The following is a 16,275-nucleotide window of genomic DNA, read 5'->3' on the forward strand; positions in this document are numbered from 1 at the left end:
CCTCACGCAGCGGCGGCGGCGGCACTCTCCTCGTCCAGCGGCGCGACGTCGACCGACACGTCCATCGCCTGCGCGCCCGCGCCCAGCACTACGCCGTCCACCGGCGCGATCTCCGCATAGTCGCGTCCGATCGCGACGACGACGTGATCGCTCGCCATCCAGATGCCGTTGGTCGGGTCCACGCCCACCCAGCCGCGCGCCGGCCCGCACCACAGCAGCACCCAGGCGTGCGTCGCGTCCGCGCCGACCAGCCGCTCCTGCCCGGGCGGTGGGATCGTGCGGATATAGCCCGACGCATAGGCCGCGGGCAGCCCCGCGGCGCGCAGGCCGGAGATCATGATCTGCGCGAAGTCCTGGCACACGCCGCGCCGCTGCGCGAACGCCTCGTGCGGGGGCGTGTCGACCAGCGTCGCCGCCGCGTCGAAGGCGAAATCGCGCTGGATCCGGCGGGCGAGCGCGATCCCCGCCTCCAGCGCGCCGCGCGACGGATCGAGGTCCGGCGCGCAATAGTCGGCGATGGCACGGTCGGGCGGGATCAGCGGGGAGGGATAGAGATAGGCCGCGGGGGAGGCCGCCGACAGGTCGGTCGACCCGCGCGCCATGCGCGCCACCTCCGCCAGCGTCGGATCGTCCGCCTGCGGCACCGGCACCAGTCGGTCGACCCGCACCCGCGCGCGGCTCTCGATCGTTAGCCGCCGCACCGGCTCCTCGATCACCAGCCGGGTCACGTTGGCCAGCCCCGCCTCGGCGCGCGCGGGGTGGGTGCGACCGGCGGGCGCGACCGTCAGCGCGTAATCCTCTACCTGCTGCCCCGGCCAGTCGATCGGTTGCAGCCGCAGGTTGCAGCGCGCGAACTTCACCGCGTGGCCGTAGTCGAAGCGGGTGACGTGGCGGATGTCGTAGATCATGCCAGCGTCAGCCCCGCCGCGCGCAGCGCCTCCGCGCCTTGCAGGAAATAACGGTGCGCGACCGCGTCGGACAGCGTCGCCAGCCGCCGGTCGATCTCGCCCAGGGTGCCCGCGTCGAGCGTGGCCGCCTGCGCCGTCGTCACCAGCGCGTGCAGCGCGGTCGCCTCCACCTGCTGCGGCTCCGCCATGCCGTCGTCGTCCAGCACCGGCAGCGCCGCCAGATGCGCGCGGATCGCCTCCACCTGGAAGGCGAGCGCGCGCGGATTGCCCGGATCGAGCGCGACGAGGTCCACCACCGGCACCCGCGCGATTCCGGTCAGGTAGCGCTGGCGATAGCTGATCTGGCTGTCGGCGAGGTCCAGCAGCGTCGTCAGGTCGTCGAGCGACGCGCCGGCCAGGCCGAACGCCCGCGTCGCGCGCGCGGTGGCGGCAGCGCGCTCGATCCGCCGGCCCAGATCGTGGAAGCGCCACGCCGCGGTGCGGCTCATGTGCTCGGCGGAGAGCCCCGCGATCGCGGCGTAGCGGCGCTGGAGCGAACCGCACCGCTCGAGCATCCCCGGCTGCCGCGGGAAGGGCGCGTCCAGCAGTCGCACCATGTCCGCGGACAGGCGGTCGCGCGAGACCGCGCCGATGCGGCGCGCGTGCGCATTGATCTGCGCCACCGACTGCCAGCCGCCCTCGCCGGCCTCCAGCGCGGTGCGCGCGAACGGGACCAGGTCCGCGCGGCGCAGCGAGGCGGGGCGGGGGGCGGCGCCGGCGGCGACGATCTCCCCCACCAGCCGCCCCACCGTCTCGGGCGCCAGCGCGGCGCCCGTGTCGGCGTCGATCGAATTGCCCAGCATCAGCCGGATCGCACCGAGCAGCGCCTCTCCGCGCTCCAGGTAGCGGCCCAGCCAGAAGAAATTGTCGGCGACGCGGCTCGGCAGCGTCCCGGGGTTGCGGCGGATGTGGAGCGAATCGGGCGCGGGCAGCAGCGAGACGGGCGCCACCGCCTCCGCGCCGTGGACGCACACGTCGGCGGACCACAGCCCCTCGCCCATCACCGCGGCGCGCGGATCGGGATGCTCGCCGATCCGCGCGAAGCCGCCCGGCATCACCTGCCACCGCCCGTCGCCGTCGCGCGCGGCGAAGACGCGCAGGGTGAACGGCCGCGGTTCCAGCCGGTCGCCGATGACGACGGGCATGGTCGACAGCCGCACGATCTCCTGCCCGACATAGTCCTGCGGCCGCCGCTCCAGGTCGGTGAGGAACGCCGCCCGCCCCTCCGCGGTCAGCTCCGCCCCGGGCGTCGTTCCCGCCAGCGCCGCCAGGGGGTGGCCGAACGCGCTGGACAGCAACATCGACGCCATCTCCGCGCGCACGTGCGCCGCCTCCGCCGGCTGGCCGCACCACCAGGTGGCGATCGACGGCAGGATCAGGTCCGCGCCGGTCAGCCGCGTCGACAGCTGCGGCAGGAAGGCGGCGAAGGCCGCGCTCTCCAGCACGCCCGCACCCGGCGAGTTGGCGAGGACAACGTTTCCCGCTGCCCAGGCGTCGATCAGTCCCGGCACGCCGATGCGCGAGTGGGTGTCGAAGGCGAGCGGATCGAGCAGCCGCGGATCGAGCCGCCGCCACAGCGCGTCGACCCGCTTCAGCCCGCCGATCGTGCGCACGTACAGCCGGTCCTCGCGCACCGCCAGGTCGTCCCCCTCCACCAGCAGGAAGCCCAGGTAGCGCGCCAGATGCGCCTGCTCGGCGTAGCTGGCGTTGTAGCGCCCCGGCGTCAGCAGCCCGATGCGCGGGTCGGCGCGGTGACAGGCGCTGGCCAGCCCGGCGCGGAACGCGGCAAAGAAGGGCGCGTGGCGACGCACGTTGATGCGCCCCTGCAACCCGCCCAGCGCGCGGCTGACCGCCAGCCGGTTCTCCAGCGCGTAGCCCGCGCCGGACGGCATGCGCAGGTGATCGGACAGGACGCGCCACTCGCCCGTCGGCCCGCGGCCCAGATCCACCGCGACGACGTGCAGGTGCCGCCCGCCCGCCGGCGCGACGCCGACGAGCGGGCGCAGGAAATAGGGGCTGCCGGTGACCAGCGTCGCGGGCACGTGGCCCCGCTTCACCAGCGACTGCGCGCCGTACAGGTCGGCGACGATCGTCTCCAGGAGGTCGGCGCGCTGCGCCACGCCGCGCTCGATCGTGCGCCACTCCTGCACGTCGATCAGCAAGGGGACGGGGGAGACGGGCCAGGGCCGCTCGAATTCCTCGTCGATGATGCGGAAGCCGGTGCCGATGTCGGCGGCGTGGCGCTGCACCCGCTCGCGCGCCTGGCCGAGATCGTCCCCGGCCACCGCCGCGAGCTCCTCGAACGCCGCCATCCACGCCGGATCGGCGCCGGCGGCCAGCACGTCGCCGCGCAGATCGTGCGTGCGATATTCCTCGATCCACCGCTGCGCGTGGCTGGCGGCGTCGAACAGGGCAGGCTGCGTCGCCAAGTGGCCGGGTTCCCCTATGCGGCGGCGGCGAGTGATAGGGGATGTGGCCTGTCGGTGGAAGGGAGTTGACGGCATCGGGACGAGGCCCGATGTTCCGCGCGATGACGAAGACGGCGCACTCCAGGATCGCGATTGATCCAACCGTCTGCGGGGGCCGGCCGGTCGTGGCCGGCACGCGGGTGCGCGTGTCGGACGTGCTCGACATGCTCGCCGGGGGCGCGAGCGAGGACGAGATCGTCAGCGACTTCCCCTATCTCGCGACGGCCGACATCCGCGCCGCACTCGCCTTCGCTGCGCACCAGATGGACCATCCGATCGTCGCCGCCGCGGAATGAGGTTCCTGATCGATGCCCAGCTGCCGCCCCGGCTGGCGCAGTGGCTGATCGATCACGGGCATGATGCGGAACACGTCGCCGCGATCGGCCTGGCTGACGCGCGCGACGCTGCGGTGGTGCAGGCGGCGCTGGAGCGCGGCGCCGTGCTGGTCACGAAGGACGAGGATTTCGTGCTGCTGCGCCTGCCGGATCGGTTCGTGCTGTTGTGGCTGCGCATCGGCAACGCCACCAACCGCGCCTTGCAGAACTGGCTGGAGCCGCGCTGGCCGACGATCGAGCGGATGCCGATCGCCGGCGAGCGGTTCGTCGAGGTCAGGTAATCAATACACCCGCTTCTTCGGCTTGATGTACTCGACGTCGTCGGTCAGCGTGTAGTCGTGCACCGGGCGATAGTCGATCGCGGTGGCGCCTTCCTTGCCGCCCCAACCCTGGAACGTCGTGATCGTGTGCTTCATCCAGTTCGCGTCGTCGCGATCCGGGAAGTCTTCGTGCATGTGCGCGCCGCGGCTTTCCTTGCGGTTGTCGGCGCTCTTCATCGTCACGACGGCCTGGCTGATGAGATTGTCCAGCTCCATCGTCTCGACCAGGTCGGTATTCCAGATCAGCGATCGGTCGGTGACGCCCACGTCCTGGAAGCCGCGGTAGATCGCCTCGATCTTCTCCACCCCCTCGGCCAAGAGCGCGCTGTCGCGGAAGACGGCGCAGTGGCGCTGCATCGTCTTCTGCATCTCCGCGCGCACCTGCGCCGTCGGCGTCGCGCCCTTGGCGTGGCGGAAATGGTCGAGCCGGGTGAGCGAGAACTCCTCCGCGCCCTTGGGCAATGCCTGGTGCGCGGTGCCCGGCCTCAGCGTCTCCTTCAGCCGCAGCCCGGTGGCGCGGCCGAAGACGACGAGGTCGATCAGCGAGTTGGAACCGAGGCGGTTCGCGCCATGGACGGACACGCACGCCGCCTCGCCCACCGCGAACAGGCCCGGCACGATCGCATCGGGATCGCCGTCGCGCGGCGAGACCACCTCGCCGTGATAGTTACAGGGGATGCCGCCCATGTTGTAGTGGACGGTGGGCGTCACCGGCAGCGGCTGGCGCGTCAGGTCGACGCCCGCGAAGATCTTGCCCGTCTCGGTGATCCCCGGCAGCCGCTCGTGCAGCACCTTGGGATCGATGTGGTCGAGGTGGAGGAAGATATGGTCCTTGTCCTTGCCGACGCCGCGGCCCTCGCGCATCTCCATCGCCATGGAGCGCGCCACGACGTCGCGGCTGGCGAGGTCCTTGGCGCTGGGCGCATAGCGCTCCATGAAGCGCTCGCCCTCGGAATTGGTCAGGTACCCGCCTTCACCGCGCGCGCCCTCGGTGATGAGGACGCCGGCGCCGTAGATGCCGGTCGGGTGGAACTGCACGAACTCCATGTCCTGCAAGGGCAGGCCGGCGCGCAGCGCCATGCCGTTGCCGTCGCCGGTGCAGGTGTGCGCGCTGGTCGCCGACTGGTACACGCGCCCGCCGCCGCCGGTCGCGAGCACGACGGCGTGGCTGCGGAAGCGGTGGATCGAGCCGTCCTCCATGCACAAGGCGATGACGCCGCGGCAGGCCCCGTCCTCCATGATGAGGTCGAGCGCGAAATATTCGACGTAGAAGTCGGCGTCGTATTTGAGGCTCTGCTGGTAGAGCGCGTGCAGCATCGCGTGGCCGGTCCGGTCCGCCGCGGCGCAGGTGCGCTGCACGGGCGGGCCCTCGCCCATGTTCTGCATGTGCCCGCCGAAGGGCCGCTGGTAGATGGTGCCGTTGTCGTTCCGGCTGAACGGCACGCCGGCGTGCTCCAGCTCGTAGACCGCCGCCGGCGCCTCGCGCACCATGTATTCGATCGCGTCCTGGTCGCCGAGCCAGTCGGAGCCCTTCACCGTGTCGAACATGTGCCACGACCAATGGTCCGGCGAGTTGTTGCCCAGCGACGCCGCGATGCCGCCCTGCGCGGCGACGGTGTGCGAGCGGGTGGGAAACACCTTCGTGATGCAGGCGGTCTTCAGCCCGGCCTCGGCCGCGCCCATGGTCGCGCGCAGGCCCGATCCGCCCGCGCCGACGACGACGGCGTCATAGGTGTGGTCGACGATCTGATAGGCAGCGGGCATCAGGCTTGGCTTCCGAAGGCGATCTTCAGGATCGCGAAGATGGCGGTTCCGGCGACCGCGGCGGTGTAGACGTTGAGGAGGACCATCGCGACGAAGCGGCTCTCCATCCGCGCGTAATCCTCGATCACCACCTGCAGCCCGAGGCGGAAGTGGTAGAAGATCGACGCGACCAGCAGCAGCATCGGCACCGCGACCCAGGCCGACGACAGCCACAGCCGCACCGTCAGATAGTCGTAGCCCGGCAGCGTCGCCAGGCTGGCGAGCAGCCACACGAGCGTGAGGAAGTTGGTGCCCGCGGTCAGCCGCTGGTGCCACCAATGGTGCGCGCCCTCGTGCGCGCTGCCCAGGCCACGGACGCGGCCGAGTTCGGTCCTCATGCCTTCACTCCGAGATACAGCCAGAACAGTGCCGTCATCGCGATGGAGAAGACGAAGCACAGCACGGCGGACAGCTTGTTGATCTTCAGCTCGTAGGCCGCGCCGGTATCCAGCACCAGGTGGCGGATGCCGCTGGCCATGTGCTGGAACACCGACCAGGTCAGCCCCACGCCGACGATCCAGCCGAGCGGGTTCAGCGCGCCCGCGTCGGTGGTGAAGACGTCCAGGAACACGGCATAGGCCGCGTCGCCCGCCGCCACGGCGGCCAGCCACCACACCAGCAGAAGCGCGCCCACGGTCGCCATGCCGCTGCCCAGCATGCGGTGGAAGATCGAGACCGTCATCGCCGGGCCCCAACGATAGTGGAGCTGCATCGGCCCGCGGAAGGCGTGCGGGCTGCGCGGGCGCTTGTGCGGTATGGCGGGCTTGGAGGCCAAGGCGCGGGTTTCCTGCCGATCGGATGGATGAGAAGACGCAGCGGTCCATGCCGTGCCGGGCGGCGGGATGCAAGCCGCGCCGCCCCCGTCCCCCGCGTCGCCCCCGTCCCCCGCGCGGGCCATCCCTAACCGGCTCTTAAGCATTTCCGCCGTAAGCCTCGACGCGACCACACGCATGGGGACGTTCACACAGTGACCGACAAGACGCTTCCGCCGCCGACGACGATCGCCGCCATGATCGATCTCGACCAGCGTATCCGCGCGTTCGACGCGGGCGGCGGCACCCTCCTGCAGCGCGCGCGCGACCTGTGGACGGTGCTGGAGCCCGATGCGGAGGAGATCGTCGAGGCCTATTGGTCGCACTGGCGGCTGGCGAACCCGGGCGCGGCGGAATGGACTCCGCTCGACACGCAGCGCCGCATGGAGGCGGGCTGCGTCTACCTGAAGAACCGCTTCACCGACGTGGCGGGGCGTGCCTGGGTCGAATCGCTCGAGCGGTCGGTCGCCGCGGCCTGGTCGGCGAACGTGCCGACGATGGCGGTGCTCGCCATGTCCTGCGCCAGCGACAATGCCGCGCTGAAGGTGCTGCTGCGCCGCCTGCCGTCGACCGACCCGACGTACCACGCGATGATCGACACGCTGATGCGGCTGTTCGGCATGGAGACCGAACTGACCGTGGAGCTCTACGCCGGCTTCAACGCCCATCACGCCGCGCACCAGCGCGACCGGCTGGCCGCGGCGTTCCACGACGGCATCGCCGCCACGGTGGCGGACACGATGCGCGACGGCAACGCGCTGCAGGTGCAGGCGGCCACCGCCTCCTCCTCCACGCGCGGGATGCTGGGCAAGACCAGCGAAGTGGCGGCGGCGGCGGAACAGTCGGCGGTGGCGATGCGCGACGCGGCATCGACCGCGGCGGGGCTGATCCGCGCGATCGAGGACGCGCGCGCCGAGGTGGAGGTGGCGGCCGACATCGCCACCCGCGCCGCGCACCAGGCGGGCGACGCGGTGGGCGTCAGCGAGGCCTTGTCCGAGCACGCGCAGTCGATCGAATCGATCCTGGGCCTGATCCGCGACATCGCCGGGCAGACCAACCTCCTCGCGCTCAACGCCACGATCGAGGCGGCGCGCGCGGGCGACGCGGGGCGCGGCTTCGCCGTGGTGGCGCAGGAGGTGAAGAGCCTCGCCAACCAGACCGCGCGCGCGACGGACGACATCGCCGCGAAGATCGCCGCGATCCAGGCCGCGACGCGCGTCACCGTCGACACGTCGGCGTCGATCAAGGCGACCGTCACCGAGGTGCAGGACAGCGCCACGCGCATCCGCCACGCGATGGAGAGCCAGGCGCAGACCGTCACCGCCATCACCGCCGCGGTCGACGAGACCGCGCTCGCCGCCGATTCGATGTCGCACACCGTCGCCGCGATCCGCGAGGATACCGAGGCGGTGGCGAGCGAGATCGACACGCTCGGCACCGGCTTCGCCTCGCTGTCGGGCAGGCTCGGCACGCTGGAAGGGCGCGCGGGCGATTTCGCGAAGAAGTTCGCAGCCTGACGGGACCGGCGCACGGGAGGGGGAAGGGACGATGGAAGGCTCCGTTTGGGCGCACAACGGGCGCGCGTTCGACGATCGCGTGCGCGACTACGACTGGGACGGACAGCTCGCCGCTTTGGGCGCGCGCATCCACGCGCTGCTGGAACCCGACGGCGGCTGGATGCAGGTGGGCGAGGCCTTCTTCGACCGCTACTTCGATCTTCCCGCCACCCGCCGCCTGCACAGCCTGACCACCGCGGAGATGCGCGCGCGCCAGATCGCGCGCGGCGCGCATTATGCCGCCACCAAGTATCTCGAGCCGTTCGGCACGCGCTGGCGCGACATGGCGGTCGCGCACGCGCAGATCGCGCGCCACCAGGGCGTGCCGATCGCCGGGCAGATGGCGGCGCTGTCGTTCGCGCACGCGCACACGCTGCGGCTGATCCGCGAGCGCAACACGGAGGGCGAGGAGGCGATGGCGCTGTTCGGCTGCGCGGTGCAGCGGCTGGCGCTGGTGGAGGCGGACGTGATGACCGCCCATCTCGGCCGGCTGGACGCGCACGACGCGCGCGAGCAGCGGGCGGCGCGCGGCGCGGCGTTCGAGGAGCGGATCTCGGGCGGGATCGCGGCCACCGCCGAACTGGGCCTCCATGTCCGCACCCAGGCGACCGTCGCGTCGCAATCGGCGCGCGGGATGCTGGGCAAGACCAGCGAAGTGGCGGCGGCGGCGGAACAGTCGGCGGTGGCGATGCGCGACGCGGCATCGACCGCGGCGGGGCTGATCCGCGCGATCGAGGACGCGCGCGCCGAGGTGGAGGTGGCGGCCGACATCGCCACCCGCGCCGCGCACCAGGCGGGCGACGCGGTGGGCGTCAGCGAGGCCTTGTCCGAGCACGCGCAGTCGATCGAATCGATCCTGGGCCTGATCCGCGACATCGCCGGGCAGACCAACCTCCTCGCGCTCAACGCCACGATCGAGGCGGCGCGCGCGGGCGACGCGGGGCGCGGCTTCGCCGTGGTGGCGCAGGAGGTGAAGAGCCTCGCCAACCAGACCGCGCGCGCGACGGACGACATCGCCGCGAAGATCGCCGCGATCCAGGCCGCGACGCGCGTCACCGTCGACACGTCGGCGTCGATCAAGGCGACCGTCACCGAGGTGCAGGACAGCGCCACGCGCATCCGCCACGCGATGGAGAGCCAGGCGCAGACCGTCACCGCCATCACCGCCGCGGTCGACGAGACCGCGCTCGCCGCCGATTCGATGTCCTTCACCGTCGCCACGATCAGGGAGGATACGGAGATGATCGCGCAGGAGATCGGCGCGCTGGACGGCGACATGGACGTGATTCGCCAGCGGTTGGAAAGCCTGAGCGAAGCTGCCGCCGACTACGCCCGCGACGTCGCATAGCGCTTCCGACGCCGCTTGGGCCGACCTCCGTTCGGCCCGAGCGAAGTCGAAGGCCACGCCCGGCGCACCCGAAGCATCCGAACGCCGCTTCGCGACCGGCAAGCCCTCTCCGCGTCTCCGCGTCTCCGCGCCTCCGCCTGAACATCCTCCAAGCGCGGCCTTTCCCGCCGTTGCCGCCCCGCCGCCGCCGCCGTAAGGCGCGGCCATGCCCAATATTCTCCTCACCGGCGCGTCGCGCGGGATCGGCGCCGCGATCGCCGCGGCGCTCGACCGGCCCGGCGTCGCGCTCGCCGGCCATGCCACGGGCGCGGGCCCGGCCTTCCTCACCGCGCACCTCGCCGCCGACTTCGCCGAACCCGCCGCTCCCGCCGCGCTGTGGCGCGCCGCGCTCGACCGGCTGGGCAGCATCGACGTCCTCGTCAACAACGCCGGCATCTTCGAAGCGAACCCGATCGACGCCTCCGACGCCGACTGGCAGGCGGCGTGGGCGCGCACGATGCAGGTGAACCTGGCCGCCGCCGCCGACCTCTGCCGGCTCGCCGTACTCCACTGGCAGGCGCGCGGGGTGCCCGGCCGCGTCGTCAACGTCGCCAGCCGTGCCGCCTATCGCGGCGACAGCCCGGCGCACTGGCATTACGCCGCGTCCAAGGCGGGGATGGTGGCGATGACGAAGACGATCGCGCGCGGCTACGCCCGCGACGGCATCCTCGCCTTCGCCGTCTGCCCCGGCTTCACGATGACGGGCATGGCGGAGGATTACGTGGAGAGCCGCGGCGGTGACCGGCTGCTCGCCGACATCCCGCTCGGCCGCGTGGCGGAGCCGGACGAGGTCGCGGCCGCGGTCCGCTTCCTGGCGCTGGAGGCGCCCGCGTCGATGACCGGCGCGGTGATCGACATCAACGGGGCCAGCTATGTCCGCTGAACAGGAGGCCGGGGCGGTCGACAGCTGGCGCACCACCTTGCCCTGCACCCGCGCGGAAGCGGAGGCGATCGACGCCGCCGACGATCTCGCCATCGACGCCGTGCTGATGACCAGCGAGACGGTGGAGGACGACCGCGAGCACTGGCGGCTCGACGCCTATTCGGAAGCACGACCCGACGCCGCCATGCTCGCCGCGATCCGCGCGCTGGTGCCCAGCGCCGCGGACGTGGAACCCGAGGTCGTGCCGCTGACCGCGCAGGACTGGGTGGCGATGAGCCAGCAGGGGCTGGAACCGATCCGCGAGGGGCGCTTCGTCGTCCATACCAGCGCGCATCCGGTCGATCCGCCGGCGGGCGGGCGCGCCTTCCTGATCGACGCCGGGCAGGCGTTCGGCACCGGCCACCATGCCACCACCGTGGGGTGCCTCGCGATGCTCGACGGGCTGGCCGGGCGGACGGTGACGAATGCGATCGACGTCGGCACCGGCACGGGGCTGCTCGCCTTCGCCGTGCGCCATCTATGGCCCGGCGCGCAGGTGATGGCGACCGATATCGATCCCGCGGCGGTGACGGTGACGCGGCAGAATGCGGCGGTCAATGGCGTGGAGGGCGTCGCGCTGGTCGTCGCCGACGGCGCGCTGGATGATGCGATCGCCGCGCGCGCGCCCTTTGACCTCGTCATCGCCAACATCCTCGCCGGCCCGCTCGTCTCGATGGCGCCCGAACTCGCCGCCATCGCCGCGCCCGGCGCCGCGATCGTCCTGGCCGGCCTGCTGGAGACGCAGCGCGCCCAGGTGGTCGCCGCGTTCGAGGCGTGCGGTGCCACGCTGGAGGCGGTCGACCGCCGCGGCGACTGGACCATCCTGCGGCTCACCGCGGGGGCGGAGCGTTACGTGCCGAAGACGCCGGTGGACCCGAAGGGACGGGACGGCTGGGCGCTCGATATCTGAACGCGGAGGCAGCAAACCTCAGGGATCGGACGGCTCGCCGCTCGTTTGCTTTGAGGAAAGGCTGAGCGAAGCCGAGGCTTCGTCTGGACCGGCAGACGCGGTGGGTCGGCTGGCGGGCTTCTCAGGGCGATCCCGATCCCTGTGCTGATTGAGTACAGACCCTAGACCTCGCTCACCAGCAGCTTGTCGATGCGCCGTCCGTCCAGGTCCACCACCTCGAAGCGCCAGCCCTGCTCCTCGAAGCTCTCGCCCTCGGTGGGCAGCTTGCGAAACGCGGCCAGCGCCAGCCCGGCGACCGTGGCATAGTCGCGATCCTCTGGCAGATCGATGCCCAGCCGCTCGGCCAGCGCGTCCGCCGGCATCGTGCCCGCCACCAGCAGCGACCCGTCGTCGCGCTCGACCAGGTTGGGTCCGTCGTCCGCCTCCGCGTCGCTGGCGAACTCGCCCGCGATCGCGGCCAGCAGGTCCGCCGGGGTCACGATGCCTTCGAGGTGGCCGTATTCGTCGCGCACCAAGGCCATCGGCACCTCGGCCCGGCGTAGCGTATCCAGCGTGTCCATCGCGTCGACCTGGTCCACCACCACCGGCGCCTTGCGCATCAGCGTGGCGAGGTCCAGCGTCAGGCCCTGCGACAGCGCGCGCGCCACGTCGCGCGCCTGCACCACGCCCACCACCGCGTCGATCGTGCCGTCCGCCACCGGCAGCCGGCTGTGCGGCGTTGCCATCAGCTTCTGCCGGATGCCCGCGTCGTCCAGGTTCACGTCCAGCCAGTCCACGTCGGTGCGCGGCGTCATCACCTCGCGCACCGGCCGGTCGGCCAGCCGCACCACACCGGAGATGATCGAGCGCTCGTGCTCCTCGATCACGCCGGACTTGCTGGCCTCCGCGACGATCAGGTGCAGCTCCTCCGCCGTCACCTGGTCCTCGCTCTCGCGGTTGAGCCGGAGCAGGCGGAACGCGAGCGCGCTCGACTGGTCCAGCAGCCACACGACCGGCTTGGTCACGACCGCCAGCCACGTCATCGGCAGCGCCAGGATCGCGGCCACCGCCTCGGGCTTGCGCAGCGCGATCTGCTTGGGAACCAGCTCGCCGACGATCAGCGAGGCATAGGTGGTGAGCCCGATGACGATCGCGAAGCCAAGGTTCTCCGCGGTGGCGGGCGTCATGCCCAGCGCCTCCAGCCGCGCTGCCGTGGGCGTGCCCAGGCTCGCGCCCGAATAGGCGCCGGTGCCCACGCCGATCAGCGTGATGCCGATCTGCACGGTCGACAGGAATTTGCCCGGATCCGCCGCCAGGACGATCGCGGCGCGCGCGCCGCGCCGCCCGGTCCGCGCCATCGCCTCGAGCCGCGCCCGGCGCGAGGAAACGATCGCCAGCTCGCTCATCGCGAAGACGCCGTTCAGTGCCACCAGCGCGAGGATGATGACGACGTCGAACCAGGGGAACGGCGGAAGCATGGTCGCACGGTCCTTACGCGGCAAAGCCTTGGCGCGACAATCGCCAAAATCACCGTCGCGCATCATCCGTCCCGCCGGTCAGCCGCCGTTCAGTGCGCAAGCGGAACAATCCGGCGTGCCTCCGGGTTCATCCGGCGTGTGCGTAGTCAAGGGAGCAGGGTGATGAAGCGTTCGAAGGTGTGGCTCGGTGCGGTGGCGGGCCTCTCGCTGGTGGCGACGGCGGCCTGCACCACCGATCCGGAAACGGGCGAGCGGCGGGTGTCGAAGACCGCGATCGGCGGCATCGGCGGCGCGCTGGGCGGCTACCTGCTGGGCGACCTGGTCGGCGGGCGGCGCGACCGGACGGAGAAGATCATCGGCGCCGGCATCGGCGGTATCGCGGGCGCGGGGATCGGCGCCTACATGGACAAGCAGGAGCGCGAGATGCGGGCCCGTACCGCGGGCACCGACGTGCAGGTGGTGCGGCAGGGCGACGACCTGCTGCTCAACATCCCGTCGGGCATCAACTTCGCGACCAATTCGGCAACGGTCGAGCCGCGCTTCCGCGACACGCTGGATCGCGTGGCCAGCGTGCTGAGCGAGTACGGCCAGACCTATATCGACGTCTACGGCCACACCGATTCGACCGGCAGCGACGCGTACAACCAGGGTCTGTCTGAACGGCGCGCCGCGTCGGTCGCGGACTATCTCTCCACCCGCGGCGTGCAGCAGGCCCGCATCGCCACCCGCGGCTTCGGCGAGACCCAGCCGATCGAGAGCAACGAGACCGAGGAAGGCCGCTCCGCCAACCGTCGCGTCGAAATCAAGATCGTGCCGGTGTCGCAGAACGACACGATGTAGGGCGCGCGCGTCACCCCGGCCTGGTGCCGGGGTTGCCGCGCCGGGGACCGACCGGCAGCGGCGGCCGGAGCGCGGTGGATGCCGGGAGCAGGGCGGCGTGACGGGTGCCGGGTCTGTTCGTTCCGAACGATGTCTCCCGTTCGTGCCGGGCGCAGTCGAAGCACAGCCACGGCGCACCCCGCAGACCGCGCGAACGCCCCGCTCGCTCCGCCGCCTACCGCCGCGCCGCGAAGAAGTCGCGCAGCAGCGCCGCCGCTTCCGCCTCGCCGATCCCGCCGAACAGCTCGGGCCGGTGGTGGCAGGTCGGCTGCGCGAACAGCCGGGGCCCGTGCTCCACCGCGCCGCCCTTGGGATCGGGCGCGCCCCAGTAGACCCGCGCGATCCGTGCCAGCGCGATCGCGCCCGCGCACATCGCGCACGGCTCCAGCGTGACGTAGAGGTCGCAGTCGGCCAGCCGGTCGTCGCCCAGTGCCGCGGCCGCGGCGCGGATCGCCAGCATCTCGGCGTGGGCGGTGGGGTCGTGCAGCGCGCGCGGCGCGTTGGCGGCCACCGCCACCGTGTCGCCCCCGCGCATCACCACCGCGCCGACGGGCACTTCTCCCGCCGCCGCCGCGACGCGCGCAGCGTCCAGCGCGCGACGCATGGGAAGGGGCAGGGGGAACATCGCGCGCGGTCTAGCGCGGCGCGCGGCGTGGCGACAGGTGCCGGATCAGCGCGCGGTCTCGCCCGGCTTCTCCACCGACACGCGCGGCACCTCCACCGTCTTGTTCTCCGTGCCGACGTCGATGCGGCCCACGTCCGCCTCGAACTTGGGCGCCTGCCCGCCCTCGATCCGTGGCAGCTGCGCGGTCTGCGTCTGGTCCAGCCGGACGAAGCCCAGCGCCAGCGCGGCGAGCAGGACGAGGGCGGCAATGCCGAGGATGACGAGGAGCGCGCGCATGGGGATGGCCTTTCGCAGGACGTGTCGTTCCGATACCGCAACCAACGTACCGCCAGCCGCCGGGTTGCATCCCGGGCACCGTGCCGGTTGACGAACCGCCCCGCCCGCGTTAGGTGCGCCCACTTTCCGGGCAACCCGAATTCAGGACACGCATCATGTCGCGCATCTGCGAGCTGACCGGCAAGGGCCGGCAGGTGGGAAACAACGTTTCGCACGCCAACAACAAGACCAAGCGCACCTTCCTGCCGAACCTGCAGAACGTGACGCTGATCTCCGACGCGCTGGAGCGGTCGGTGCGGCTGCGCGTGTCGACCCACGGGCTGCGCTCGGTGGAGCATAACGGCGGGCTCGACAACTGGCTGGTGAAGACCTCTAACGACAAGCTGTCGCTGAAGGCGCGCCGACTGAAGCGCGACGTCGTGAAGAAGCTGGCCGGGACCGCCGCCGCCGCGGCGTAAGCCGCGCCGACGCTTCTGCCGGAATGATCGAACGGCCCGCCTTCCCTCACCGGGACGGCGGGCCGATTCGCGTCCGGCTTGGGGGCGGGGCGTCGAGCAGGCGGAACTTGGCCAGGATCGTCTTTCGCCAGAAGTACCCGTCGTTGTCGGTCACGATCCACACCATCGTCGCGCCGCCCTCGCGCGTCACCGCGATGCCTTCCGCATTCTCGCCCAGCAGCGCGGGCGGGAAGGCGGCGATTTCCTCCGCCACCGCCAGCGCGCCGGCGCGCAGCGAGGCGGCGGGCACCCGCGCCACCCGCGCGGTGAAGCGCAGCGGCTTGTCCCACCGCCGGTGCAGCACCAGCAGGTCTCCGTTCGGCAGCGCCGTCGCGTCGGTCGGCACCACGCGGCGCGGCGGGCGGTAGCGGAAGCGCGCGACGCGCGTCGCCCGATCGGCGGGATCGCCGGCGAACAGTAGCGCGGGCCACTCCCTCTTCTCCCAGTCGCCGTTCTCCGACAAGGCGACGAAGCGCCCGTCGGGCAGGCGCACGAGCGATTCGGCGCCGCTGTTGTCGCGCCACAGCCGCATCGCCGCGGGGGCGCGCCACGCTTCCCACCGCGCGAAGCCGGGAGCGTAGCGGAAGACGACGTTGGCGCGCTCGAACCCGACGAACAAGGTGCCGGTGGCGGGATCGACGGCGAGCGATTCGGAGTCGCGGTCCAGCTTCGACCACCCCGTCCCGGGTCCTCCCGGCAGGGTGCCGGTGGCCAAGGTGCGCACCATCCCGCCGCGGATCGCCAGGCGCACGAACGTGCCGCCGTCGCTCAGCAGAATCGCCTGCCCGTGCCACAGCGCCAGCGCGGAGAAGCCGCCGAACGCGGGATCTTCCGCGCTCAGCGACACCGCGCCGACCGGCTCCAGCCGGCCGATCCGCCGCGGCCAGCCGCCCGCCGGCGCCCAGCCGCGCGCGTGCACCACCAGGTTGCGACCCGGCATCTCCAGCCGCGGCTCGCCCGACCAGGCCGGCACTGCCAGCGCAGGGAACAGCACCGCCGCCAGCCAGGCGCGACGCCGGGAGGAAAGCAGGCGCGTCAGCGGCCGAAGCCTGAACCGGCGATAACGGGCGCATTCAGGCAC

At 72.1% G+C, this 16,275-nt stretch carries 17 protein-coding genes; 8 read left to right on the forward strand and 9 right to left on the reverse strand.

Annotated elements, in window-relative coordinates; genetic code table 11:
- Positions 1-2 precede the first annotated feature (2 nt).
- A complete protein-coding gene (locus HBH26_RS08675) occupies positions 3-908 on the reverse strand; it encodes a transglutaminase family protein (RefSeq protein ID WP_168134186.1) in 906 nt (301 codons plus the stop codon).
- Complete coding sequence (locus HBH26_RS08680; protein ID WP_168134187.1) at positions 905-3,376, reverse strand: circularly permuted type 2 ATP-grasp protein; 2,472 nt, start codon at positions 3,374-3,376, stop codon at positions 905-907. Before HBH26_RS08680 ends, HBH26_RS08675 begins: the two co-directional genes overlap by 4 nt.
- Before the next feature lie 101 nt (positions 3,377-3,477).
- Between HBH26_RS08680 and HBH26_RS08685 the strand changes: the two genes are divergently transcribed.
- A complete protein-coding gene (locus tag HBH26_RS08685; protein ID WP_168134188.1) occupies positions 3,478-3,711 on the forward strand; it encodes a DUF433 domain-containing protein in 234 nt (77 codons plus the stop codon).
- On the forward strand, positions 3,708-4,031 hold the full coding sequence (locus tag HBH26_RS08690; protein WP_168134189.1) for a DUF5615 family PIN-like protein: 324 nt from the start codon (positions 3,708-3,710) through the stop codon (positions 4,029-4,031). Before HBH26_RS08685 ends, HBH26_RS08690 begins: the two co-directional genes overlap by 4 nt.
- Here HBH26_RS08690 and sdhA read toward each other — a convergent pair whose 3' ends face one another.
- The 3 genes from sdhA to sdhC are packed head-to-tail and all read right to left on the reverse strand — an operon-like array spanning position 4,032 to position 6,648.
- Positions 4,032-5,834, reverse strand: a complete 1,803-nt coding sequence (gene sdhA, locus HBH26_RS08695; protein WP_168134190.1) for a succinate dehydrogenase flavoprotein subunit — start codon at positions 5,832-5,834, stop codon at positions 4,032-4,034.
- Positions 5,834-6,211: a succinate dehydrogenase, hydrophobic membrane anchor protein gene (gene sdhD / locus HBH26_RS08700; RefSeq protein WP_168134191.1), complete on the reverse strand. Its 378-nt coding sequence runs from the start codon at positions 6,209-6,211 to the stop codon at positions 5,834-5,836. Before sdhD ends, sdhA begins: the two co-directional genes overlap by 1 nt.
- Positions 6,208-6,648 (reverse strand): succinate dehydrogenase, cytochrome b556 subunit, encoded by a 441-nt coding sequence (gene sdhC / locus HBH26_RS08705; RefSeq protein WP_275402951.1) that lies wholly within the window; start codon positions 6,646-6,648, stop codon positions 6,208-6,210. Before sdhC ends, sdhD begins: the two co-directional genes overlap by 4 nt.
- A 192-nt stretch (positions 6,649-6,840) precedes the next feature.
- Here sdhC and HBH26_RS08710 point away from each other — a divergent pair, with 192 nt between their 5' ends.
- The 4 genes from HBH26_RS08710 (at position 6,841) to HBH26_RS08725 (ending at position 11,460) form a co-directional block, all read left to right on the forward strand.
- Positions 6,841-8,202 carry a methyl-accepting chemotaxis protein gene (locus HBH26_RS08710; protein ID WP_420824983.1) on the forward strand — a complete coding sequence of 454 codons (1,362 nt, stop codon included), beginning with the start codon at positions 6,841-6,843 and terminating at the stop codon, positions 8,200-8,202.
- A 31-nt stretch (positions 8,203-8,233) separates the two neighbouring features.
- The gene (locus tag HBH26_RS08715; RefSeq protein ID WP_168134193.1) at positions 8,234-9,589 is read left to right on the forward strand and encodes a methyl-accepting chemotaxis protein; all 1,356 of its coding nucleotides are present in this window, start codon (positions 8,234-8,236) and stop codon (positions 9,587-9,589) included.
- Between the two features lie 205 nt (positions 9,590-9,794).
- Positions 9,795-10,511, forward strand: a complete 717-nt coding sequence (locus tag HBH26_RS08720) for an SDR family NAD(P)-dependent oxidoreductase (protein ID WP_168134194.1) — start codon at positions 9,795-9,797, stop codon at positions 10,509-10,511.
- Positions 10,501-11,460 (forward strand): 50S ribosomal protein L11 methyltransferase, encoded by a 960-nt coding sequence (locus HBH26_RS08725; RefSeq protein ID WP_168134195.1) that lies wholly within the window; start codon positions 10,501-10,503, stop codon positions 11,458-11,460. Before HBH26_RS08720 ends, HBH26_RS08725 begins: the two co-directional genes overlap by 11 nt.
- 161 nt (positions 11,461-11,621) lie before the next feature.
- Here HBH26_RS08725 and HBH26_RS08730 read toward each other — a convergent pair whose 3' ends face one another.
- Positions 11,622-12,917, reverse strand: coding sequence for a hemolysin family protein (locus HBH26_RS08730; RefSeq protein WP_168134196.1), 1,296 nt, complete (start codon positions 12,915-12,917; stop codon positions 11,622-11,624).
- 162 nt (positions 12,918-13,079) lie between these two features.
- On the opposite strand from HBH26_RS08730, the gene HBH26_RS08735 reads away from it, so the two are divergent.
- Positions 13,080-13,757 (forward strand): YiaD family glycine zipper/OmpA-like lipoprotein, encoded by a 678-nt coding sequence (locus HBH26_RS08735; RefSeq protein WP_168134197.1) that lies wholly within the window; start codon positions 13,080-13,082, stop codon positions 13,755-13,757.
- Between the two features lie 214 nt (positions 13,758-13,971).
- On the opposite strand, the gene HBH26_RS08740 is transcribed toward HBH26_RS08735, so the two are convergent.
- Both HBH26_RS08740 and HBH26_RS08745 read right to left on the reverse strand, forming a co-directional pair.
- A complete protein-coding gene (locus tag HBH26_RS08740; RefSeq protein WP_168134198.1) occupies positions 13,972-14,421 on the reverse strand; it encodes a nucleoside deaminase in 450 nt (149 codons plus the stop codon).
- Between the two features lie 45 nt (positions 14,422-14,466).
- Positions 14,467-14,697, reverse strand: coding sequence for a hypothetical protein (locus tag HBH26_RS08745; RefSeq protein ID WP_168134199.1), 231 nt, complete (start codon positions 14,695-14,697; stop codon positions 14,467-14,469).
- Positions 14,698-14,852: 155 nt separating this feature from the next.
- On the opposite strand from HBH26_RS08745, the gene rpmB reads away from it, so the two are divergent.
- Positions 14,853-15,155: a 50S ribosomal protein L28 gene (gene rpmB / locus HBH26_RS08750; protein WP_168134200.1), complete on the forward strand. Its 303-nt coding sequence runs from the start codon at positions 14,853-14,855 to the stop codon at positions 15,153-15,155.
- 46 nt (positions 15,156-15,201) lie between these two features.
- On the opposite strand, the gene HBH26_RS08755 is transcribed toward rpmB, so the two are convergent.
- Positions 15,202-16,275: an esterase-like activity of phytase family protein gene (locus HBH26_RS08755; RefSeq protein ID WP_168134201.1), complete on the reverse strand. Its 1,074-nt coding sequence runs from the start codon at positions 16,273-16,275 to the stop codon at positions 15,202-15,204.

The organism is Sphingomonas corticis, from assembly GCF_012035195.1.
In the GTDB taxonomy this organism is placed as follows: domain Bacteria; phylum Pseudomonadota; class Alphaproteobacteria; order Sphingomonadales; family Sphingomonadaceae; genus Sphingomonas; species Sphingomonas corticis.